Raw genomic sequence first — 22324 nt, 5'->3', positions numbered from 1 at the left:
CCGCGCGAGCCGGGAGTGCCCGGGCACACATGTCAGTCGGGCTTTCGAGGCAAACCGAGCGCGTTCAGGGCCTTGCTCAAACTATTTGCATTAATGCGCATCAACACATATAGATAATCCATGGTCTCGGTCGCAGAGACGCCGGCTCAACCGGAGGAGGCGGTCGCGCGGTGCGAGCTGTACCGGCTGCTGGCGGATCCGGTGCGGGTGCGGCTCCTCGGCCTGGCCGCGGCGGAGGAGCTCGCCGTCGGAGAGCTGGCCGAGCTGCTCCGCGAGGGCCAGCCGAAGATCTCGCGCCACGCGGCCGCGCTCCGCGAGGCGGGGATCCTGCTCGCCAGGCGCCAGGGGACGTGGACGCTGCTCCGCCTGGATCCGCGGGCCACGACCGATCCCGTGATCGACGACGCGGTGCGCGCGGGCCAGCGCGCCTGCGCGGCGGACGGGACGCTCGCGCGCATCGAGGAGGTGCTGGCCGCGCGCGACGCCGAGACGCGCGAGTTCTTCGCGCGCGGCGGGCGGCCGTTGCGCTCGGGGCCGCCGGCCGAGCTCGCCGCCTACCTCGCGGCGCTCGCGCCGCTCCTGCCCCATCGGCGGCTGGCGGTCGACGCGGGCACCGGCGACGGGGCGCTGCTCGAGGTGTTGTCGCCCGTCTTCGATCGCGTCGTCGCGCTCGATCGCGCGAGCGCACAGCTGCAGCTCGCCGGGGAGCGCCTGCGGCGGCGCAGCCTCGAGAACGTCGAGCTGGTGTGCGGCGAGATCGACGGGCCCGAGGTGATCCGGGCCGTGGCGCGCGCGCTCGGCGGCGATCCTCCGGAGGCCGGCGAGGCCCTCTCCGGGGGCGCTGACGTTGTCTTCGCGGCGCGCGTGCTGCACCACGCGCCTCAGCCGGCGAAGGCGATGCGCGCGCTCGTCGAGCTCGCGCGCCCGGCCGCGCCCGGCCGCGGCGACGGCGCTCACGCCCGCGGGGGCGCGGTGTGCGTGCTCGATTACGAGGCGCACCACGATCAGGCCCTCCGGGAGCAGGAGGCGGACATCTGGCTCGGCTTCTCGCCGGGCGACCTCCGGGGCCTCGCCGAGGAGGCCGGGCTCTCCGGCGTCGAGCTCCGGCGGCTGCCGTCCGCATGGCAGGGCGAAGGCCCGGATCGACACCTGGTTTGGCAGCTGCTCGTCGGCTGGCGCGGCGCGCGCTCAAGCGCATTCACCGAAAAGGCAAAGGGACACCATGACTGCTGAGAAGAAGCTCTCCTACAAGGTCGCCGACATCACGCTCGCGGACTGGGGTCGCAAGGAGATCCGCATCGCCGAGAAGGAGATGCCCGGGCTGATGGCGCTCAGGGCGGAGTACGGCCCGACGCAGCCGCTCAAGGGCGCGCGCGTCGCCGGCTGCCTCCACATGACGATCCAGACCGCGGTGCTGATCGAGACGCTGGTGGCGCTCGGCGCGGAGGTCACCTGGACGAGCTGCAACATCTACTCGACGCAGGATCACGCCGCGGCGGCCATCGCGGCGGCCGGCATCCCGGTCTTCGCGTGGAAGGGCGAGACCCTCGAGGAGTACGACTGGTGCATCGAGCAGCAGCTCTACGCCTTCAAGGGCGGCAAGGGGCCCAACATGATCCTCGACGACGGCGGCGATCTCACGATCGTCGCCCACGAGAAGCACCCGGAGCTCTTCACCGGCGCCGACCCGATCCGCGGGCTCTCCGAGGAGACGACGACCGGCGTGCACCGGCTCTACGAGATGCACCGCGCGGGCAAGCTGAAGGTGCCCGCGATCAACGTCAACGACTCGGTGACCAAGAGCAAGTTCGACAACCTCTACGGTTGCCGCGAGTCGCTGGGCGACGGGATCAAGCGGGCCACCGACGTGATGTTCGCCGGCAAGGTCGCCGTCGTGTGCGGCTACGGCGACGTCGGCAAGGGGTGCGCGCAGTCGCTGCGCGGCCTGGGGGCGCGCGTGATCATCACCGAGATCGACCCGATCTGCGCGCTGCAGGCGGCGATGGAGGGCTACGAGGTGAAGCGCCTCGAGACCGTCGCGCCCGTCGGCGACATCTTCGTCACGGCGACCGGCTGCGCCGACGTCGTCCGGGCGGAGCACATGATCGCGATGAAGGACGAGGCGATCCTCTGCAACATCGGGCACTTCGACTCGGAGATCCAGATCGCGTGGCTCGAGAAGAACCCGGAGATCAAGGAGGAGAACATCAAGCCGCAGGTCGATCACTTCATCTTCCCGGACGGCAAGCGGCTCATCGTCCTCGCGCGCGGCCGGCTCGTGAACCTCGGATGCGCCACCGGCCACCCGTCGTTCGTGATGTCGACCTCGTTCTCCAACCAGGTCCTCGCGCAGATCGCCCTGTGGACCGAGAAGCACACGATCGGCGTCCACCTGCTGCCGAAAAAGCTCGACGAGAAGGTCGCGGCGCTGCACCTGCCGAAGCTCGGGGTCGAGCTGACCCAGCTCACGACGGAGCAGGCGAAATACCTGGGCGTCCCCGCCGAGGGCCCCTTCAAGGCCGAGAACTACCGCTACTGAGCGGCGGGCTTTCGGCGCCTCCGCCGCTGGGGTAGGCGGCCGATCGATGGATCCTCGCCACAGCAAGGACGAAGCCCAGCGCTACCTCGACACCTACGCCTCGACCTGGGGCGAGGATCTCGCCCTCCGCGTCTACACCTCCCGCCTGCTCGGCGCCGATCCGTCGCTCGTCCTCCACGGCGGCGGGAACACGAGCGTCAAGAGCACGGCCGTCGACCTGCTCGGCGATCGCGTCGAGGTGCTCTTCATCAAGGGCAGCGGGTGGGACCTCGCGACCATCGAGCCGCGCGGCTTCCCGGCGTGCCGCCTCGCGCCGCTCCAGCGCGCTTGCGCGCTGGAGGCGATGACCGACGAGCAGATGGTCGCGCTGCTGCGCGGCCAGATGCTGGATCCGGCGAGCCCGACGCCGTCGGTCGAGGCGCTGCTGCACGCGATCATCCCCGCGAAGTTCGTCGATCACACGCACGCGGACGCCGTGCTCGCGGTCATCGATCAGCCCGGCTCGGCCGAGGTCGTCCAGGCGATCTACGGGGACGGCGCGCTCTTCGTGCCGTACGTCATGCCGGGCTTCGCGCTCGCCCGCCGCGTCGCCGAGCTCGTCCGGGAGCGCCTCGCGCAAGGGGCGCTCCCGTCGCTGATGATCCTCGACAAGCACGGCGTCTTCACGTGGGGAGACACCGCCGAGGAGAGCTACACGCGCATGATCGACGCCGTGACGCGCGCCGAGCACTACATCGCCGAGCGCAGCGTGATCGTCTCGCACCCCACGGTCGTGGCGGATCCGGACCTCCGGGCCGCCATCGGGCCGGTCGTCCGCGGAGCGCTCGCCCGCGTGTCGGGGCGCCCCTGGGTCTGCACGCTCCGCACCGGCCTGGAGCTGCTCGCGTTCTGCGCGCGCGACGATCTGGCCAGGGTCTCGCAGATCGGCTGCGCCACGCCGGATCACGTCATCCGCACCAAGGCGCGGCCGCTCATCATCCACGGCCACGACATCACCGACACGGCGCGCTTCCGCGCGACCGTCGAGCAGGCCATCGCGAGGTACGTGGACGAGTACCACGAGTATTTCCGCCGCTCCTGCGCGGCGCGGGGCGTCGTCCGCGACGAGCTCGATCCGTTCCCACGTGTGCTGCTGTTCCCCGGGGCGGGCGCGCTGTGCGTTGGCGGCTCCCGCGCCGAGGCGGAGATCGTCGCGGACGTCTACGCCCATACCGTCTCCGTGATCGAGGCCGCCGAGGCGCTCGGTGGGTACCAGCCAGTCCCGGAGCTCGATCTCTTCGACATGGAGTACTGGAGCCTCGAGCAGGCGAAGTTGAAGCTCGGCGCAGGGCAGCGGGGCCCGCTCGATCGGCGGATCGCGCTGATCACGGGCGCCGCCTCGGGGATCGGCCACGCGACGGCGGCGGCGTTCCTCGCCGCGGGGGCGCACGTGGTGCTGGCCGATCGCGACGAGGAGTCGCTCGAGAAGGCCGCCGCCGAGCTCGGGGGCCGCTACCGCGGCCGCTGCATGAAGGTCGCCTGCGACGTGCGCAGCGAGGCGAGCGTGCACCGCGCGTTCGCGCAGAGCGCGGCGCACTTCGGCGGCGTCGACGTCGTCGTGTCGAACGCCGGCCGCGCGTTCTCTGGATCCCTCCACACGTCCGAGGGGCACGAGGCCCTGTGCGCGTCGCTCGAGCTGAACCTGCTCGGCCACCAGAACGTCGCCCGCGCGGCGGCGCGGGTGCTGCTCGCGCAGGGCTCAGGCGGCGCGATCCTGTTCAACGCGTCGAAGAGCGCGTTCAACCAGGGGCCCGATTTCGGTCCCTACGGCGTCGCCAAGGCGGCGCTCGTCTCGCTGATGCGCCAGTACGCGGTGGACCTCGGACCTCAGGGCATCCGGGCCAACGCCGTGAACGCCGACCGGATCCGCACCGCGCTCTTCGGCGCCGGCTTGCTGGAGGCGCGCGCCCGCGCCCGCAACGTCTCGGTCGACGACTACTTCCGCGACAACCTGCTCCGGCGCGAGACCACCGCGGCGGACGTGGCGCAGGCGTTCCTCTATCTCGCGACGGCCGAGGCCACGACGGGCTGCGTCGTGACCGTCGACGGCGGGAACGCCGCCGCTTTCCCCCGCTGAGCCGGTCGGCTCAGAGCCCCTACGCGCTCGCCCCGCCGCCGCCCTCGCCGAGCGCGGCTCCGTCGAGGGGCCTCTGGGCGTCGAGATGGATCTTCTTCCAGTCCCCGGAGCGGAACTTCCACACCATGGTCGCGGCGAGGAGGACCACGTAGACGACGCCGGCGCCCCAGATGCCCATCAGGCCGAAGCCGAGCGTGATGCCGAGCAGCCACGCCAGCGGCACGAGGCAGGTGAAGTGCAGGATGAGCTCCACGACCATCACGAACATCGTGTTGCCCGCGCCGAAGAGCGCCTGCGTGAGGATCATGCCGACCGCGACGAGCGGCGTGCAGATGCCCATGATCTGGAGCGGCCGGAGCGCCGCGGCCTGGACGAGCTCGCTGCTGCTGGCGAACGCGAGGATCTGCGGCGCGAAGATCGCCTCGAGCAGGCCGACGACGCCGAAGATCGCGAGCCCCAGCCGGACGCTGGTCCAGCCGAAGCGCGCGGCCTTGTCGCCGTCCTTCTCGCCGAGCGACTGCGCGACCAGCGTCGCCGTCGACGTGCCGAAGGCGAGGCAGGCGGTGAACGTGAGCTTCAGGATCCCGACGATCACCGTGGTCGCGGCGCCGTACACCGGCTCCGCGCGGCCGCCGGGACAGAGCGGCGAGACCACGCCCGCCGGCGCGACCTGGTCGAGCTTGCTGGCGATCGCGTAGAAGAGGGCGAAGCCCGTCATGATCGCGACGGTCGCGACGGCGCTCGGGATCGACAGCCTGAGGATGGACCAGACGAGCGGGGCCGACAGCTTGCTCGTGGCGAACGGGCGGTAGCGGCGCCGGTACTCCGGCAGGAGCGCGTACGCGAGCATGATCGCGAGGCCGACGTAGGTCGAGATGAAGCCGGCCATGCCCGCGCCGGCGATGCCGTACTTCGGGATGCCGAGCGAGGCGTTGCCGAAGATGAGCAGGAGGCAGAGCACGATGTTCAGCCCGTTCATCGCGAGGGCCGAGACCAGGTGGATGTGCGTCTTGCCGATCCCGTCGAAGAACGCCTTCAGCGCGAACGTCGCCGCCATCGACGTCACGCCGAGCAGGCGCCAGCCGAGGTAATCGAGCGCCGCCTGCCGCGCGTCCGGCACCTTGATGATGACGGACAGGATGTACGGCATCGTCAGGTACCCGATCGCGGAGAACACGACGCCGGCGACGATCGCGAAGAACAGGGCGTTGGCGAGGACCGCGCCAGCGTCCCCGGGGCGATTCTCGGCGAAGCGGCGCGCCGTGAACGCCTGCGTGCCGACCGAGATCGCGCTGAGCGAGCCGCCGAACAGCCACAGGACGATCAGCGACGGCAAGAGCGCCGCGTGCGCGTTCGATGACTCGGGGCACGGCAGGTGCGCGAAGAAGACGATGTCGACCTCGTTGACGATGCTCTGGGTGAGCATCGCCGCCACGGTCGGCAGCGCGAGCCGCAGGATGGCGCGATGGGGTGGGCCCGAAGTAACGGCGTTCGAACCCGGCGCGGACAAGGCGATCTGAGCCATCGCAGGCTGCGCGGTATACAACGCCGCAGCCCATGCGCGAGCGAAATGCGCCGCGCGACGCGCGGCTACTCCGCTTTCGCGACCCGGGACCGCCGCTTGTGACGGCGCCGCTTCGCTTCGCTGCGATCCTCGTGCGCCTCTTTCGCCGCAGTGTCAGCCTCGCCACGCGCGGGTGTCGGCGCGGCCGACTCGCGCGCCACGGACGAGGACGATCGCTCGCGCGCCTTCGGCTCGCGCTTCGCGACCTCGCGGGAGGCGCGATCCGCCGCGCCGCGCGCCGCAGGTTTGGCGGCCTTCGGCGCCGGCGCGCGCGCGGTCATCGCCGAGGAGCGCCGGGCGGACTCGTCCCTCGCAGGCGGCTTCGCCGCGTCGCTCTTCGCGATGGCGGCCTGCGCAGGCGACACGACCGCCGCAGGCTGCGCGGCTCCCTCTCGGGGCGCGGCGGCATCGGAGCCGGCGGCGGGCACAGCCGCGAGGGCCGAAGGCGTGGCGCTCCCCTGCCCTGCCGCGCTGGCCGCTGCGAGAGCTGCCGCGACGGACGCCGGCGCGTAGGAAGCTGCCGCGAGCGCGCCGCCCGCCGGCGCCTCCGCGGCTGCCGCCGGCGCCTCCGCGGCGATCGCCGGCGCCTCCGCGGCGATCGCCGGCGCCTCCGCGGCGATCGCCGGCGCCTCCGCGGCGATCGCCGGCGCGGCGGGCTGCGCCGCATCACCCGACGTCGCGGCCGCCTCGCCCGCAGCGCCGACGAGCGCAGCGACCGCGGGGACACGGGCCACCAGCTCGCGCCCCTTGCCGACGACCAGCACGCCCGCGAGCGTCATCGCGGCGGCGACCGCGGCGAACCCCAGCGCGCGGCGGCGGGTGCGCGCGCGAGCAGGTCGCCCCAGCGCCTCCAGGATGGCCGTTCGCATCTCGGCGGCGCTCTGGAAGCGGACGCTCGGGTGACGGGCCAGCGCGCGCATCACCAGATCGTCGACGAAGGTCGGGATCTGCCGGGTCGGCGCGCGCTCGCGGAGGCGCTCGGGGCTGCCCTTGATCTTCGCGTCGATCAGCGCGACGAGGCTCTGCTCGACGAACGGCAGGCGCCCCGTGAGCATCTCGTAGAGGACGCAGCCGAGCGCGTAGAGGTCGGCGCGCCCGTCGATGCGCCCCGACGCGGCCTGCTCGGGGGCCATGTACTCGGGCGTCCCGACGATCGCGACCGCGGCCCGGGCCGGCCCTTCGCCGGCGCCCGTCTCGTCCGCGACGCCATAGGCCTCGCCGCGATCCTCGGAGAGGCGCTTCGCGAGCCCGAAATCGAGCAGCTTCAGGCCGGCGTCCGCGAGGGAGAGCGCCCCCTCGGCGCCGCGCGGGCGCGTCATGAAGAGGTTCTCGGGCTTGATGTCCCGGTGGACGAGCCCCTCGGCGTGCGCGAGCTCGAGCGCGCTCAGCACCTTGGCGGCCATCGCGAGCGCGTCCCTCCAGTCGATCGCGCCGCCGCGGACGAGCAGGGCGTCGAGCGTCTCGCCCTCGAGGAGGTCCATGGCGCAGAACAGCCGGCCGTCCGCGGCCATGCCGAAATCGTGGACCTTCACGAGGTGCTCGTGGGAGAGGCGCGAGAGGACGCGGGCCTCGCGGCGGAAACGGCTCGCGATCAAGTCGGTCGCCGAGTGCTCCGCCGAGACGACCTTGAGCGCCACGCGGCGCCCCAGATCGACGTGCTCCGCCTCGTGGACGGTGCTGCTCGCGCCCGTCCCGATCTCGCGCAGCAGCCGGTAGCGCGTCCCGGGCAGCGTGCCGTCGTCCACGCGCTCGGCGGAGGCCATGGCCTCCGCGCGCGGGCTCACCGGCGTCACGGCCGTGGCGCGATGGGCCTTGGCGGCGGCGACGAGGGCCGCGAACTCGCCGCGCGAGCGCCCCGGCTCGCCAGGGAACAGGCGCTGCATCAGGTGCGCGGCCCGCGCGCGCACGCCGCGCTCGCCGCCGGGCAGGGCGACCGCCGCCCCGAGGAGCGCGGCGAGGTCGCGCGCGGCGGCGCGGCTCGACGGGTACCGGGCCTCGCGGTCGAAGGCCGTGAGCCGCCCGATGGCGGCGTCGAGCGCCGACGGGGCCCCGAGCGACAGCGCGATCGGCGGCGGGTCGTTCTGGTTGCGCGCGACCGCGGCCATGTGCGTCTGCGCGTCGCCCTGGAGGAACCGGCGCCCCGCGCACAGCTCCCAGAGCATGATCCCGAGCGCATAGAGATCGACCCGCGCGTCGCCCGGGTCGCCGTTGGCGACCTCCGGCGCGACGTAGCCCGGCTTCGCGAAGACGACGCCCGCGACCGTGTGGCAGCGCCGGTTCTGCCCGCGGGCGGTGCCGAAATCGATGATCTTCACGTCGCCGGCGAAGCCGAGCATCACGTTCTGCGGCGACAGATCGCGGTGGACGATGGCGAGCGCGGCGCCCGACGGGTCCCTGCGCTCGTGCACGTGGGCGAGCGCCTCGGCGATCATCGTCGCGATCGCGACCGCCTCCGCCCAGTCGAAGCGGTGCCCGAGCTGCACCGCGCGGGCCCGGACCTCGCCGAGGCTCCGGCCCTCGACGTGCTCGACCACCGCGTAAGGCTCCCCCGTCGCGGGGTCGACGTCCGCCTCGATGACCTGCGCGACACCGGAGTGCTGGAGCTGCGCCTGCACCCGCGCTTCGTCCAGGAAGCGGGCGATGTAGCTCGGATCGGACGCGTGCTCGCGACGGATGATCTTCACGACGACGGGGCGCTCCGCCCCTTCCAGCCCGGTCGTGGAGGCGAGGAACACCTCCCCCATGCCTCCCCGAGCGATGCGTCGCAGGAGCACGTAACGGCCGAGCGGCCGGGGAACATCGTCCGCAGCGAAGCCGCTCTTGGTGGGCTCGTGCGAGGGCGGAGGAACCGGGCGAGGCACGGTCGCGGAGGAGTTCGCCATGGAGCGAACCTACCGGATGTAGGACAAGGTGGGCCAAGTTCGCGCGAACCGCTGCGCGACGCGGAAACCGGCCGTGCTCCTGCTGGCGCGGGCCGCTCGAACCACCGTTTCGACACAGGGGATCTCCAACTTATCCACAGGGTTATCCACACCCTGTCGACAAGTGGCGTCCTCCGGGCGGTATCCTGGAGAAGCGTCGGGATCCGTCCAGGAAGACCCCGAAGTGCCGCGTTCCCGCGGGGATCCGGGCCATTGCTCTCCCTGCACGCCTCGGCTAATCCTTGACGAGGGATGTCGCGACACGCTGTCCAGCGCCTGATGACCGTGCTGACGTTCGCGTTGGCGCTGGTCCTGCCGCTGACAGCGCGCGCTGCGATCGTCCCGGTGTGCGAGGACGACCGGATGACGATCGTCGCCCCGCCGGACGAGCCGTCGTGCACCGTCTTGACCAGCGTCGACGGCGCGACGGGCGAGACGAGGGACGCGCCGATCTGCGATCCCCGCGGAGCTTCCTCGGTCGCTCCGCCCCGCACCCTCCCGATCACCGACGCGCGGATCGACGCGGCGCCAGGCTGCGCCAGGAGCGATGGCGGCCCGATGGTCGGGCCGAACTCGCGGCACCCCGGCCCTGTGAGCGAGCTCTCCAGCGCCCCGCAGCAGGCGTTGCTCCTTCCTGACCTCGTCCTCCCTGCCCCGTGCGCGCCGCTCTCGCTCTTCTCGTTCGCGGCGGTCTCCGGAGGACCGCGTCCCGGCATCGCGCAGGGCGTTTACCACCCGCCTCGATGAGGCGAGCTCGCCGGCAGCCCGCACCCGCTCGCGCCGCGTGGTCTCTCGTGGACCGCAGCTCTCGGCGCGAGGGCGGCGCTGCCGCGAGGTCCGGAGCGCTTGCCGGTCTGACCCGAGCCTCCTAGGCGCTGGTCCGGTCCCACGTCGCGCAGGCTCGCCCTCTCGAGGTGACGTGCCAGCCGCGCCCGAGGCCGGTCGCTGGCGCCGGCGTGAGGGGTCGAGAGCGGCCCTGGCGCTCCGCCGGGGGCTGCGCCGCGCGCACGCGGCGACGGCTCCCTTGGCCCGGGGTGGTTCGCCGCCCCGGGAGCTCACGATTGGCGATCTTGTCGCGGGCGCTGCACCCGGTGCCGCGCCCGCGTTGAAGGAGGGGCCCGCCTGGCGGAGCCCCACCACGTTGAGAGAGGAAACATCATGAACAAGGGAACAGCCATCGTCGGCTTTCTTCTCTGCTTCATCGCAGGGATGGGGCTGATGTGGAGCATCGATCGGAGCGCCGGCTCGCGCGGGCATGAGATCTCGGCGGCCGTCGAGGATGGTCAGCCGTGGACCGACGAGGACGCGGCGGTCCCGGTGTCGTCGAAGGACCCCATGTGGGGCACGCGGGCGGCGCCGGTGACGATGGTCGTCTTCAGCGACTTCGAGTGTCCGTTCTGCAGCAAGGTCGAGACGACGATCAACCAGCTCAAGGACAAGTACGGTCCGGAGAAGCTGCGCATCATCTGGAAGAACAACCCGCTGCCCTTCCACAAGAACGCGCGCCCGGCGTCGCTCGCGGCCGAGACCGTGTTCCGCCTCGGCGGCTCGAAGGCGTTCTGGAAGTTCCACGAGCTCGCCTTCCAGAACCAGAAGAGCCTCACGCCCGAGAACTTCGAGAAGTGGGCCGGCGACGCCGGCGTCGACAGGGCGAAGTTCAAGGCGGCGTTCGATCGGCAGGAGTACATGGCCAAGATCGACGCCGACATGGCGGTCGGCAAGAGCTCGGGCGTCACCGGCACGCCCGCCTCGATCATCAACGGCGTGTTCCTGAGCGGCGCTCAGCCGATCGACAAGTTCACGTCCGTCATCGACGAGCAGCTCAAGGCCGCGCAGACGGCGGTCGCCGCCGGGACCAAGCCCGACAAGGTGTACGCGAAGCTCGCCGCGGAGAACAAGGCGAAGGCGCCGCCGCAGAAGGACCGCGAGCGCCCGCAGGAGGACGACAAGACCGTCTGGAAGGTGCCCGTCGGCGACGCCCCCGCGAAGGGTCCGGCCACCGCGCTGGTCACCATCGTCGAGTGGTCCGACTTCCAGTGCCCGTTCTGCTCCAAGGTCGTCCCGACCCTCGACGAGATCCTCACGACCTACGGGGACAAGGTCCGGTTCGTCTGGAAGAACAACCCGCTCCCGTTCCACCAGCGCGCCGAACCCGCGGCTGAGCTCGCCATGGAGGCCCGCGCGCAGAAGGGCGAGAAGGGCTTCTGGGACGCGTACTACCTGCTCTGGAAGAACCAGCAGAAGCTCAGCGACGACGACCTGCTCGGCTACGCCAAGGAGCTCGGGCTCGACGTCGAGAAGGTGAAGGCCGCGATCGCCACCAAGAAGTTCGGCGCGTCCATCGCCGCCGATCAGGAGCTCGCGGACGACCTGCAGGCGTCCGGGACCCCGCACTTCTTCATCAATGGCCGCCGGCTCGTCGGCGCGCAGCCGATCGACAAGTTCAAGACGATCATCGACGAGGAGATCAAGAAGTCGGAGGCGCTGCTCGCCAAGGGCGTCGCCGCCAAGGACCTCTACGCCGAGATCATCAAGGACGGCAAGGAGCCGCCGCCGCCCGAGCGCAAGGAGGTCTCCGCGCCGGCGCCGAACAGCCCGTGGAAGGGCGGCGAGAAGGCCAAGGTCGTGATGCAGGTCTTCTCGGACTTCGAGTGCCCGTTCTGCAAGCGCGTCGAGGACACGGTCTCCCAGATCTCGAAGACCTACGGCGACAAGCTGAAGATCGTGTGGCGCCACCGGCCGCTGCCGATGCACAAAAACGCGCCGCTCGCGTCCGAGGCCGCGCAGGAGGCCTACACGCAGAAGGGCAACGCCGGGTTCTGGGCGTACCACGAGGTGCTCTTCAAGAATCAGGGGCAGCCGGACGCCTTCTCGCGCGCCTCGCTCGAGAAGTACGCCGAGGAGCAGGGCCTCGACATGACGAAGTTCAAGAAGGCGCTCGACGCGAACACCCACAAGGCGTTCGTGGACTCCGAGAACTCCGTGGCGGACAAGGCGGGGATCAGCGGGACGCCGGCGTTCGTCGTGAACGGCTACTTCATCAGCGGCGCGCAGCCGTTCTCGAAGTTCAAGAAGCTCATCGACAAGGCCATGAAGGAGGCCGGCGAGACCGCGCCTGCCGGGCTGCCCGTCAAGAAGCCGGCGCCCGCCACGCAGCCGGCCGCCGCCCCCGCCGCGCCGAAGTGAACCGCCGCTGCGCGGTTCGCTCTCTCCCCTTCCCCTGACCCTCCCTGATCCCACCCGACGGGCGGCTCCCGCTGAGCGGCTGAGCCGCCCGCCTCCCCGCGCGACGCGGGCTCAATCTCCTTCTGCGCGCGTCGCCCGTGAGGCGTCGGCGCGCCGCTCCCACGAGAGGCGGCGCCGCGAGCCGCCCGCCCGCCGCCACCCGCTCCGTGGTTGCGGCCTCAGCCGGTGGTGCGAAACCGTGAGCGCCCCTCGGAGATCCACCACGCGCGGTAGCGCTCCTGGGCGGCCTCCCGCTCCTGCCGCGGCAGGTCCTCGTAGTAGCCGAAGTACTCCTTGGTGACGCCCTTCAGCTCGTCGATCGCCGCGCGGCGGATGGCAGGCTTCTCGTGCGTGAGCGCGTCGATGATCCACTCGATGCGATGGCGCTCGCCGTTCCTCGACCACCACGACAGCCACCTGCGCGCCTCTCGGCCGTGATCGTCCCGCGTGATGACGACCAGCGCCCGCGCCGCCGCCTCGACGATCGCCTCGTGAGGATCGGTGAGCGCGCTGATGAGCGCCGGCACGCTGGCTCCGGAGCGGATCTCGGACATCGTCTCGATGGCCGCGAGCCGCCGCGCGGACGCCTCCTCGCGGTCGCGCGCAATGTGATCGAGCCCCTGCAGGATGGGGCCGCCCGCAGGCGGCGCCGCGATGAGCGAGGCGGCCGACTGGATCGCGATCCGCCGCACGGCGATGCTGTCGTCGAAGAGCCGTGGGAGCAGCGCGTTGGCGGCCTCCGGGTACGTCAGCTCGCCGAGCACGTGCGTGGCCCACAGGCGCACCTCGGGATCGGGCGAGGCGCTCCGCACGGTCATGAAGGGCAGCGCCGGGCGCCGGATCGCGACGATGAGCTCGAGCAGCGGCCCGCACTGGGAGGCGGGGGGCACGGTGGCGACGATCGCGGCGCCCTCCGGGCCGGCGAGCTGCTCACGGAAGCGCTGACGATCGACCCGGAGCGGACCGGGAAACCGCGCGGCGACGATTGAGATCGCCGTGTCGCCGTTGCGCACGAGCTCGGCGAACGCCCTCGCGCCGGCCTCGCCGCCCGCGAGGACATGTTGAAGGAGCGAGTTGTATTCCGCGCGCAAGTCGCCGGCCGGCGACGGCGAGACCGCGGCGCGCCGCTCGGACGGGGGCCTCGCGTACGCCGTGGCGCTCTCGACGGCAACAGGCGTACGGCGGCGCCATGAGGGCCGCCCCGCGGCCGGCGCCGGCCCGAGCTCCCGGTGCTCTTCTGCGCCCGGCGTGATCGAGCTGTCGAGCATCCACGGAGGCCGTGAGTACCGCTTCGTCCGCGCCTCTTCCGGCTCGCCGAGATCGAGGTCCTCCGACGCCGAAGGGACCGGCGCCGCAGGGATCTCGAGGTCGGGGATCTCGTCGATGATCGCCGGCGCCGACGACGCCGCGGCGCGCGGCGCAGGCAGCGGCGTGACCGTCGGCATCATCGGCGCTGTGACCGCCGGCATCATCGGCGGCGTGACCGCCGGCATCATCGGCGCCGTGACGGCCGTGCCGGACACGACGTCCGCGTCCACCTCGAGGCCCGAACGGAACTGCGGCTCGGAGCCCATGCGCTGCGCGTGCTGCGTCGGGGCCGGCGGGATCGTCGAGCTGAAGGCCATCGCATGCGCGACACCTTCGTCCGGCCGCACGGGCTCGGTCTCCACGCCGGTGCCGCGAAGGCCGAAGGCCCGCGCGACGGCGTCGATCCCAGAAGCGCCGTCCTCCGTGGTCCAGCCGCCCTGCGGCCGCACGGCTTGCGGCGCGACGTCGGAGGAGCCGGCGGGCGGGGGCTCTCCCGCGTCGCGGTCTGCATCCGCCGCAGGCAGCTGCGCGCCCGCGGCGGCGACATGCGCGTCCGCGCGGACCATGCTGCTCAGCTCCATGAGCGCGGCGCGGGTGCGCAGGGAGAGCGGTCCCTCCGTGGCCTGCTCGTCCATCGGCGCAGCGGCGTCCTCCGAACGCGCGGCGGCGTCCTCCGGAGGCACGGGCGCGGGATGCTGCGGCGCGGGCGCCTTCTGCTGAGGCGTGACGGCCTCGTGGGGCGCTGGGCCGTCGCTTTGCTGGGCTCCGCCGCTGCGGTTCTGCTTCTTCCGCAGGATGAGCCGCTCCAGCACCGTCGCCGCGATGCCGGCGAGCGCGATGAGGTCTCCGATGCTCGAGAGCTCGACCGAGGTGGCGCCGTCGTCGCCGTAGACGAGCGCTACGACGCGGCCGCGCACGACGATCGGGACGACCGCCACGGCGGCCGCATGGACCTTCCTGCCGAGCTCGCGCTGGAGCTCGGCGTCAGGCGCGCTGCCGGCGACGGCGGTGACGACCGGCGCGCGGAGCGCGCGCGCCCTGGCGAGGGCGCTCGGACGTTCGAAGGGCACGGCGATCTTCGTGACGCGCTCGCGCTCGGCGCCTGGACCTGAAGCGTTGCGGCCTTCAGCGCGCTCGCCGTGCACCGTGAACAGGACCGTGTACTCGAAGTACTGTTGAGCGAAGTCGAAGAGGACGCCGAGCACCTCTTCGCTCGATCCGACGGCGGCGAGCGCCTGCTCGGCCATGGCCAGCGTGAAGGGGCCCTTCCGCCTCTGCGAAGCGGATGCAGACCGTCCCGCCTCGCGCATGGCGACCTTCGCCGCCGGTGCGCTCGAGGAGAGCTCGCGTCGCTCCGCCGGAGTTGCCGCAGGTGCCGACGCCGCGGGTGCCGGCGCCGCAGGCGCTGACGGCACGGGTACCGGCGCCTCAGGTGTCGATACTGCGGGTACCGATGCCGCCGTTGTCGACGCCGTGGATGCGGATCCGTGGGGCTGCTGCTGGAGCGCCGCAGCGGCTCGCGGCAGCGGCTCTTGCTGAGGCCGGTGTGCAGCAGAGGCCCGCTTCAGCCAGCCCGTCAGGAGCTGAGTGCCTGGCACTGGCGAACGCACGCCGGACAGCGCCGGCGCCGGCGAGGCCGCTGCTGTTGCCGCCGGCTCCGGGATTTCGACCGGCGGCCCCGGGGCTTCCACGCGCGGCGACGTGCGCACGGCCTCCGATGGCGCCAGCAGCGAAAGGTTCGGCGCGAGCTGCTCGGAGCGCGGCGTCGGCACTGCCGGCTCGATCGCCGGCTCTTCCTGCAACGCGGCCGCCTGGCGGGTATGCGCGGCCGCCTCACCAGGAGCTGGCGCGGCGCGCTGTGAAGCGACCGCCTCGACCCGAGGCATGTGCGCCTCGGGATAGCGGAGCGAGGAGAGATCGAGCGGATACGCAGCGACGACCGTCGGCTCGTCATCCATCTCGTGGAGCGGCGGCTTCCTCGGCGTGGGAACCGCCTCGTTGAGCGCGACGTCCGCGACGACCGTGTCCTCGTCGTAGATAGAGGTCAGCGATTCGACCGTCGGTGCATCCTCGATGCTGGGTCGCTTTTGCTGGGTCTCAGCGGCATCCTCGGGCTCATCGACGCTGGCCAGCGTAGCCGCCTCGACTCCTGGAGGCGACGTGGGGCGGACGCCTGCAGGTGAATCCGCATCGGCGCCAGGGGGCGAGGCGGCAACGAGCTCGGCCGATGGATCCGCGACGACCTCGGCGGGCGAACTCGTGTCGATCTGCGCGGACGAGCTGGCGTCGACCGCCGCGTGTGGAGCCGCGTCGGTGCCGGCAGGTGAGGCGGGCGGCGGCGCCGCCGTCGGCGGGACCGCAGCGGCGACCGCAGGGCCAGGCTGGTTCGCCAGGTTCGACGCGCTCGACTCGTTGGGGCTCGGCTCGGCGCGCGCGTCGAGCTGCTTCACCAGCCGCGACAACCGCCGCTCCAGGGCCACGCCGTAGTGCTCGGCGAGCGCCTGGCGGATGCGCACCAGCGGCGCGGCGAGCTGCCGCAGGCTGACCCCCAGCGCGAAGCTCAGCTCCTCCGCCACGGGCAACGCGAGGGGCTCTGCCGTGGCGATGACGAGCGTCGCCTCGCGCTGCGGGGCTCCCGTCGCTGCCACGTCGAGGCCCGCGCGTACGTCGAGGGGGAACACGCGGTGCTGGACCGCGAGATCGACGGGGATCGTCCGGAGCACCTCGGGCGACGCGGGCCGCAGCCGGCCCACGGCGGGCGGGAGCCCGAGGCTCTCCGCGAGCAGCGCCGTGAGCTCTCGCTCACGCACCGCACCCAGCTCCAGCACATTCGTGGCGAGATCGCCGCCGTGGAGCACTTGGCGGGCGATCGCCTCCTCGACCACCCGCATCGAGGTAACCCCATGCTGCACGAGGAGAGAGCTCAGCGTCGGCATCGAGGCGCATTCATCGGTGGGCGGTGGAAGTTGGAGCACGCTCGCGACGTGCGACCCCGTCCATCCTAGACGAAGTCTTCATCGGACACGATCCGCGCGTTGCGAGCCCAGGGCGGGATCTCATCCGTCATCGCCGCTCGCGTTCGCCGCGCGGCCGCGACCCGTCGTTTCGGGCGAGCCGGGGGGAGAGCCCCGCCGAACGCCGCCGAGAGAGCACGTGAATCGCAGCCCCGTCGCGGAGAGCCCCGAGGCCGGCTCCGTCGAGCCGCCGTCCGCGCGCTCGGACGACGGCTCCACGGTCAGCCCGCCCCCGTGCGCACCGAGGATGCCACGCGCGATCGCGAGCCCGAGGCCCAGCCGCTCTCGACGGCGCGGCGCGACAGGGTCGGCGGGGATCGCCCCCCGCTCGCCGAACGGATCGAGCAGCCGGGCGAGCGGCTCGGGCGCGACGGGGCCGGCCTCGTCGATGACGGTCACCACCGCCTCACCGCCGGAGATCGAGACACGCATCTGCACGGGGCGATCGCGCGAGCGCAGGATGGCGAAGCCGAGCACGTACTCGATCGCCACCCGGAGCAGCTCCGGATCCCCCTCCACGGGCGCGCCCCCGTCGGGCTCGGCATCGAACGAGATGCGCACGCCACGCGCGGTGGCCGCTTCCTCGAGATGCCCCGCCGCGCGGCGGGCGAGCTCGCCAGCATCGCACGAGGCGATCGCCATGGGACGGCTCGCGTCCGCGCGGAGCCAGATGGAGTTGTCGAACTCGTCGAGCAGCCGCTTCAGCCGCTCGCCCGCACCGCGCACGCGCTCCAGCATGTCCCGCGGCGCCGCCCCGAGGTCCTTCTGGTAACGCAGGAGATAGTGGACCCCCGCCAGCATGGTCGCCAGCTCGCCCCGAAGATCGTGGCCCACACGCGCGAAGAACTCGTCATCCATCCACATAAACGCCTGCTCCGAATATGCAGCAGCGCGGACCGCGAGCATCAGACGAGCAAGCCAACTGTCGTCGGGGCTGCCCCGAAACAGCGGTCGCCGGAGGCTGGGGGTGAACCGCGCAGAGACCCCCATCTGCGCTGGACAGTTGATGGTTGCGGATAAGCGACCTGGGCACAAGGTGTACCTGGGGTTCAGGTTCCGCCTCCACCAGCGCGGGGGGGCCTTTCCAGAAACGCCGGCGGGAGGCCGTTGCTCTCCTTCCATGGTTCCATGGTCATGCTTCCGCGCATCAGCGCATCGAAGCCCGAGCACCTGGGGAGCGCTGTCAGCCGAGCCACGAGCGGGGGAGCATGTCCGAGGCAGAGCGCAGAGAGTTCACCGAGCATCACGACGAGCAGGGAGACGAGGATACCCTGGTGATCGAGCGGCGGCGCCGGGTCCTCATCGTCGATGATGATCCCGATTTCCTCGTCATGGCGGAGGCGGCGCTCGCTGCGCACGGCTTCCTGGTAGAGCGGGCCGCCGGCGGGTTGCGTGGCGTGTTCCTCGCGACGCAGGACGTGCCGGATGTGATCCTGTGTGACCTGAGGATGCCCGGCATCGACGGCTTCGTCGTCGCCGAGGCGCTGCGCGCCGATCCGGCGACCCAGCACGTCGCCATCTTCGCGTGCACTGGCCGGCGCGATCTCGAGGCCCGCGCCGCCCTCAACGCCTCGGCGTTCGACGGTGTGCTCGTGAAGCCGGTCGACTGGGACAGCGCCGCTCGTTTGCTCCACGAGATCGTCGGCGTCCGCCGACCCTACGGACCTACCTAGGCCACGTCAGGAGCAACCTGAAACCCCTTCAGGGCAAATGCAGGATAACCCCTGCGCGGGAGGGGAAATGCCCGGCATTATGCCCGCAATCAGGTATACAAACATGACGTGACCCGAGCGGATCGCCCCCCTACATGACCCTGCGTGAGAGGCCGGGCGAGCGATGCCGGAGCCCCTTACGACCGATCGGGCGGCGCGGCGCGCCGAGGAATGGAAAGGTTCACTGGGATGGAAGTGAAGTCTGATGACAACGCGGTCTCGCCGCTCGTCCTGGTCGTGGACGACTTCCAGGACAACCGGGAGATGTTCGCGGAGTACTTGTCTTTCTCCGGGTTCCGCGTGGCCGAGGCGGCGACGGGGCGCGAGGCGCTCGACCGCGCCTTCGAGCTGATCCCGGACCTCATCCTGATGGACCTCTCGCTCCCCGAGATCGACGGCTGGGAGGCGACGCGCCACCTCAAGAGCGATCCTCGCACCATGAGGATCCCCATCGTCGCCCTCACAGGTCACACGCTCGCGGGGCACTCGCGCGAGGCGAAGGACGCGGGGTGCGACGCCTTCCTGACGAAGCCGTGTCTGCCGGACACGCTCGTGCTCGAGATTCGCCGCCTCCTGTCGCGCGGCAGCGCGTCATCGCAGCCGGAAAGCGCGCCCTGACGCGCCGCGAATCCCCTCTCCACGGAATCGACGAAACCTACACAGCGCTCGCGAGATCCGCGAGGCGCGAGACCGCGGCGAGACCGCGGCGAGACCGCGGCGAGACCGCGAATAGCGCACCTGCGCTCCCGCGCTGCCAGGACTTGACTGCGGCACCACCTGACTATTCTCGGTGCGGTCTTTCTGGCTAACTGAGGGCTTGAGAGGCACAAGGGGACAAGAATGGCGGGGGTGACGAGAAAAAAAGCCGGGAAGAACGCAACGGACGGCGCGGACACAGCGCACGGCCGCACGCTCCGCGGGCGCACCACGGCGGCGCCCCTGCGCGCTCCGAAGCGGGGCTCGACGTCCGCTGCGGCGAGCGGGCCTCGATCCGCGGGACCGGCGACCCTGCGCGCCAGGGCGCCCAGGCGATCGAAGGCGGACGCGGAGCGGCTCGCCCCGCGGGGCGACGCGGCCAAGCGCGAGCGCATTATCGAGGAGCAGCGCCAGCTCCTCGAGCGCCGCGCGGAGGCGGCAGAGCGCATCCTGCGCGAGACCGTATCCACCATCTCTCACGACCTCAGGAACTCGTTGAGCGTGATCGTCGTGAGCGCCCGCATGCTGATGCGATCCGTCCCTCAGGAGGGCCCGGGTAGGCGGCAGCTCGAGGCGATCACCCGCGCAGCGGACGAGATCAACCAGCTCGCGCAGGACCTGGTCGACGCCATGAGCATCGAGAGCGGCTCGCTGAAGGTCGGCAAAGGCGCGCACGAGGTCGAGCCGATCCTCGACAAGGCGATCGAGCTCGTGGCGCCCACGGTCGCGCTGAAGCCGCTCGAGATCGCGAAGGAGCTACCGCACGAGCTGCCGCCCATCGCGTGCGATCGGGAGCGCATCGTCCAGGTCATCGCCACCCTGCTCGGCAACGCCATGCGCTTCACGCCGAAGGGCGGACGCATCACGGTGCGCGCCGAGCCGTCGGGCACCGACGCGCGATTCTCGATCTCCGATACAGGACCTGGCATCTCCCCGGATCAGCAACCGCTGCTCTTCGCCCGCCACGCGCCCCCTCGAAGGCCCATGGGACAAGGGATGGGGCTCGCGGCGTTCGTCACCAAGGGCATCGTGGAGGCCCACGGCGGTACGATCTGGGTCGAGAGCTCGCCCGGCCAGGGCAGCACGTTCTTCTTCACCATCCCCGCCGCCGGGCTCTCGGTGCGCACAGCCACCTGAAGGGCACGAGAGTCACCGGGGCGCGCCCCGAACGCTGCGCGCGATCAGGCGGGCTCCCCCCCTGACACGGAGCGCGCGCAGCGGGTGCGCGCGGCGTCAGGCCGGTCCGAGCGCCGAGAGCCAGCGGCGGAGGATCGTGCGACCCTCGGACAGCTTTCGAAGCGACGACCACTCGTTGCGCTGGTGCGCCTGGGCGTTCTCGCCGGGGCCGAAGTTGACCGCAGGCACTCCGAGCTCCGCGAAGCGGGCCACGTCGGTCCACGCCTGCTTCGGCTCGACCGCGGCGACGCCCGCCTCGCGCAGCGCGACGACGAGCGGGTGCGACGCGTGCGGCGGCGCCGAAGGGCTGAGGTCGCGCCAGGCGATCTCGGCGCGGCCGTCCACGAGCGCCTCGATGGTCCGCTGCGCCTCCTGGATCGACGTCCCAGGCGGGAAGCGGTGGTTCAGGTTCATCGTGAACTCGTCCGGAACGACGTTCCGCCCGCGCCCGCCCTGCGCCATCGTCGCCGTCGTCACGGCTCGGTAGACGAAGCCGTCGATCTCGACCTCGCGCGGCGCGAGCGCGGCGAGCTCGCACAGGAGCGGGCCTGCCTTGTAGATGGCGTTCTCCCCTTGCCACGGCCGCGCGCTGTGCGCCGTCCGCCCGCGGAACGTCAGCCCCGCGTGGAGCGACCCGCTCGCGCCGAGGCTCAGCCGGTTGTCGCTCGGCTCGAGGCACACCGCGAGATCGAGCGCGCGGAGGTCCGGCTCGCGCTCGATGACCAGCGCGAGCTCGTTCTCCAGGTACGGGCCCTCCTCCCGCGCGTAGAACACGAGCGTCAGATCCACGCCCGCGATCGCCTCCCGCTCGCCCTCGACGAGGTCGAGCATCAGCGCGAGCCCTGACTTCATGTCGCTCGCGCCGGGGCCGTAGAGGCGATCCCCCTCGATCCGCGGCGGCCCGTCGTGCGAGGTGCGCACCACGTCGAGGTGCCCGGCCAGCGCGATCTTCGGGCCGCCCGTGCCCTGCGTCACCTGCACGACGAGCGAGTCGCCGTGGCGGCGCACCGGCGCGGCGAGCCGAGCCCGACCGAGCCGCTCCGCCACCGCGCAGCACAGCTCCTGCTCTTCGCCCGTGGGCGACGGGACGGAGCAGAGCCAGAGCAGCGTGTCCGCGAGATCGGCCGCGGCCGCCGCGGCCGCGTCGGAGCGCGCGCTCACACCGGCACCGCGAAATCTCGCAGCGCCGCGTTCAGCGACACCTTGCGATCCGTCGCCTCGCTCCGCTTGCCGATGATGAGCGCGCAGGGGATCGAGAACTCCCCTGCGGGGAAGCGCTTCGGCCGCGTTCCCGGGATCACCACGCTGCGCGCGGGCACCCGGCCGCGGTGCTCGACGACCTCCGGCCCCGTGACGTCCAGGATCGCCGTCGACGCGGTGAGCACCACGCCGGCGCCGAGCACCGCCTCCTCCTCGACCACGACGCCCTCCACGACGATCACGCGGGAGCCCACGAAGACGCCGTCCTCGATGATCACCGGCCGCGCCCCCGGCGGCTCGAGCACCCCGCCGATGCCGACGCCCCCGGCGAGGTGCACCCCTCGCCCGATCTGCGCGCAGCTGCCGACCGTCGCCCAGGTGTCGACCATCGACCCCGAGCCGACCCACGCGCCGATGTTCACGTAGCCGGGCATCACGATCGCGCCCTGCTCGAGGAACGCGCCGTAGCGCACCGTCCCCGGCGGGACGACGCGCACGCCCGCCTTGTCGAGGCCGCGCTTGAGCGGGATCTTGTCGTGGAACTCGAAGGGGCCGACCTCCATCACGCTCATGCCGCGGAGCGAGAAGTAGAGCAGGATCGCCTCCTTGATCCACGCGTGCGTCACCCACCTGTGCGGGGCGCCCTCGCCGGTGGACGCCGCGCCTTCGCCGCCCGCCTGCGCGGTCTTGTCGGGTTCGGCGACGCGGAGCAGGCCTTGATCGAGACACTCGATCGTGCGGAGGACCGCGGCCTCGTGCGCGGGCGAGCGGAGGAGCTCGCGGTCGCGGAACGCCGCCTCAACGAGGGACTTCATGGATTCTTCGGTGGCCATGGCGCCGCCTTTAGCACGGC

Annotated in this window: 14 protein-coding genes; 8 read left to right on the top strand and 6 right to left on the bottom strand. The window is 71.9% G+C overall.

What is annotated here, in order from left to right:
- Window positions 1-120 precede the first annotated feature (120 nt).
- The 3 genes from WMF12_RS15590 to WMF12_RS15580 are packed head-to-tail and all read left to right on the top strand — an operon-like array spanning window position 121 to window position 4655.
- The gene (locus WMF12_RS15590; RefSeq protein ID WP_437872322.1) at window positions 121-1233 is read left to right on the top strand and encodes an ArsR/SmtB family transcription factor; all 1113 of its coding nucleotides are present in this window, start codon (window positions 121-123) and stop codon (window positions 1231-1233) included.
- The gene (gene ahcY / locus WMF12_RS15585) at window positions 1223-2539 is read left to right on the top strand and encodes an adenosylhomocysteinase (RefSeq protein WP_437872321.1); all 1317 of its coding nucleotides are present in this window, start codon (window positions 1223-1225) and stop codon (window positions 2537-2539) included. Before WMF12_RS15590 ends, ahcY begins: the two co-directional genes overlap by 11 nt.
- Window positions 2540-2585: 46 nt before the next feature.
- Window positions 2586-4655: a bifunctional aldolase/short-chain dehydrogenase gene (locus WMF12_RS15580; protein WP_437872320.1), complete on the top strand. Its 2070-nt coding sequence runs from the start codon at window positions 2586-2588 to the stop codon at window positions 4653-4655.
- A gap of 19 nt (window positions 4656-4674) precedes the next feature.
- On the opposite strand, the gene WMF12_RS15575 is transcribed toward WMF12_RS15580, so the two are convergent.
- Together WMF12_RS15575 and WMF12_RS15570 are read right to left on the bottom strand one after the other, a co-directional pair.
- On the bottom strand, window positions 4675-6180 hold the full coding sequence (locus WMF12_RS15575; RefSeq protein WP_437872319.1) for an MATE family efflux transporter: 1506 nt from the start codon (window positions 6178-6180) through the stop codon (window positions 4675-4677).
- A 65-nt stretch (window positions 6181-6245) separates the two neighbouring features.
- A complete protein-coding gene (locus WMF12_RS15570) occupies window positions 6246-9101 on the bottom strand; it encodes a protein kinase domain-containing protein (RefSeq protein ID WP_437872318.1) in 2856 nt (951 codons plus the stop codon).
- Window positions 9102-9392: 291 nt separating this feature from the next.
- Between WMF12_RS15570 and WMF12_RS15565 the strand changes: the two genes are divergently transcribed.
- The gene (locus WMF12_RS15565) at window positions 9393-9887 is read left to right on the top strand and encodes a hypothetical protein (protein WP_437872317.1); all 495 of its coding nucleotides are present in this window, start codon (window positions 9393-9395) and stop codon (window positions 9885-9887) included.
- 411 nt (window positions 9888-10298) lie between these two features.
- Entirely contained in the window at window positions 10299-12326 is a 2028-nt protein-coding gene (locus WMF12_RS15560; protein WP_437872316.1) for a DsbA family protein, read from the top strand.
- A 218-nt stretch (window positions 12327-12544) separates the two neighbouring features.
- On the opposite strand, the gene WMF12_RS15555 is transcribed toward WMF12_RS15560, so the two are convergent.
- The gene (locus tag WMF12_RS15555) at window positions 12545-16609 is read right to left on the bottom strand and encodes a hypothetical protein (protein ID WP_437872315.1); all 4065 of its coding nucleotides are present in this window, start codon (window positions 16607-16609) and stop codon (window positions 12545-12547) included.
- A gap of 120 nt (window positions 16610-16729) precedes the next feature.
- Complete coding sequence (locus WMF12_RS15550) at window positions 16730-17551, bottom strand: sensor histidine kinase (RefSeq protein ID WP_437872314.1); 822 nt, start codon at window positions 17549-17551, stop codon at window positions 16730-16732.
- Window positions 17552-17895: 344 nt separating this feature from the next.
- Between WMF12_RS15550 and WMF12_RS15545 the strand changes: the two genes are divergently transcribed.
- From WMF12_RS15545 to WMF12_RS15535, 3 genes are all read left to right on the top strand, one after another.
- Window positions 17896-18360 carry a response regulator gene (locus tag WMF12_RS15545; RefSeq protein ID WP_012235586.1) on the top strand — a complete coding sequence of 155 codons (465 nt, stop codon included), beginning with the start codon at window positions 17896-17898 and terminating at the stop codon, window positions 18358-18360.
- Window positions 18361-18588: 228 nt separating this feature from the next.
- Window positions 18589-19017 carry a response regulator gene (locus WMF12_RS15540; protein WP_012235585.1) on the top strand — a complete coding sequence of 143 codons (429 nt, stop codon included), beginning with the start codon at window positions 18589-18591 and terminating at the stop codon, window positions 19015-19017.
- Between the two features lie 222 nt (window positions 19018-19239).
- Entirely contained in the window at window positions 19240-20232 is a 993-nt protein-coding gene (locus tag WMF12_RS15535) for a sensor histidine kinase (protein ID WP_437872313.1), read from the top strand.
- A gap of 96 nt (window positions 20233-20328) precedes the next feature.
- Here the strand turns inward: WMF12_RS15535 and dapE are convergent, their stop codons facing one another.
- Together dapE and WMF12_RS15525 are read right to left on the bottom strand one after the other, a co-directional pair.
- Window positions 20329-21432, bottom strand: a complete 1104-nt coding sequence (gene dapE / locus WMF12_RS15530; protein WP_437872312.1) for a succinyl-diaminopimelate desuccinylase — start codon at window positions 21430-21432, stop codon at window positions 20329-20331.
- Complete coding sequence (locus tag WMF12_RS15525) at window positions 21429-22304, bottom strand: 2,3,4,5-tetrahydropyridine-2,6-dicarboxylate N-succinyltransferase (protein ID WP_012235582.1); 876 nt, start codon at window positions 22302-22304, stop codon at window positions 21429-21431. The genes dapE and WMF12_RS15525 overlap by 4 nt, the downstream gene beginning before the upstream one ends.
- Window positions 22305-22324: the final 20 nt, after the last annotated feature.

The organism is Sorangium sp. So ce363 (genome assembly GCF_051520435.1).
Lineage (GTDB): Bacteria > Myxococcota_A > Polyangia > Polyangiales > Polyangiaceae > Sorangium > Sorangium cellulosum_B.
The sequence above is the reverse complement of the archived record's forward strand: the minus strand, read 5'-3'. Positions and strand labels throughout refer to the sequence as shown.

Excerpts from the sequence above, each read along its gene's own strand:
- WMF12_RS15590 (WP_437872322.1), top strand. The coding sequence starts at position 121 with ATGGTCTCGGTCGCAGAGACGCCGGCTCAACCGGAGGAGGCGGTCGCG.
- ahcY (WP_437872321.1), top strand. The coding sequence starts at position 1,223 with ATGACTGCTGAGAAGAAGCTCTCCTACAAGGTCGCCGACATCACGCTC.
- WMF12_RS15580 (WP_437872320.1), top strand. The coding sequence starts at position 2,586 with ATGGATCCTCGCCACAGCAAGGACGAAGCCCAGCGCTACCTCGACACC.
- WMF12_RS15575 (WP_437872319.1), bottom strand. The coding sequence starts at position 6,180 with ATGGCTCAGATCGCCTTGTCCGCGCCGGGTTCGAACGCCGTTACTTCG.
- WMF12_RS15570 (WP_437872318.1), bottom strand. The coding sequence starts at position 9,101 with ATGGCGAACTCCTCCGCGACCGTGCCTCGCCCGGTTCCTCCGCCCTCG.
- WMF12_RS15565 (WP_437872317.1), top strand. The coding sequence starts at position 9,393 with ATGTCGCGACACGCTGTCCAGCGCCTGATGACCGTGCTGACGTTCGCG.
- WMF12_RS15560 (WP_437872316.1), top strand. The coding sequence starts at position 10,299 with ATGAACAAGGGAACAGCCATCGTCGGCTTTCTTCTCTGCTTCATCGCA.
- WMF12_RS15555 (WP_437872315.1), bottom strand. The coding sequence starts at position 16,609 with ATGCCGACGCTGAGCTCTCTCCTCGTGCAGCATGGGGTTACCTCGATG.
- WMF12_RS15550 (WP_437872314.1), bottom strand. The coding sequence starts at position 17,551 with ATGTGGATGGATGACGAGTTCTTCGCGCGTGTGGGCCACGATCTTCGG.
- WMF12_RS15545 (WP_012235586.1), top strand. The coding sequence starts at position 17,896 with ATGTCCGAGGCAGAGCGCAGAGAGTTCACCGAGCATCACGACGAGCAG.
- WMF12_RS15540 (WP_012235585.1), top strand. The coding sequence starts at position 18,589 with ATGGAAGTGAAGTCTGATGACAACGCGGTCTCGCCGCTCGTCCTGGTC.
- WMF12_RS15535 (WP_437872313.1), top strand. The coding sequence starts at position 19,240 with ATGGCGGGGGTGACGAGAAAAAAAGCCGGGAAGAACGCAACGGACGGC.
- WMF12_RS15525 (WP_012235582.1), bottom strand. The coding sequence starts at position 22,304 with ATGGCCACCGAAGAATCCATGAAGTCCCTCGTTGAGGCGGCGTTCCGC.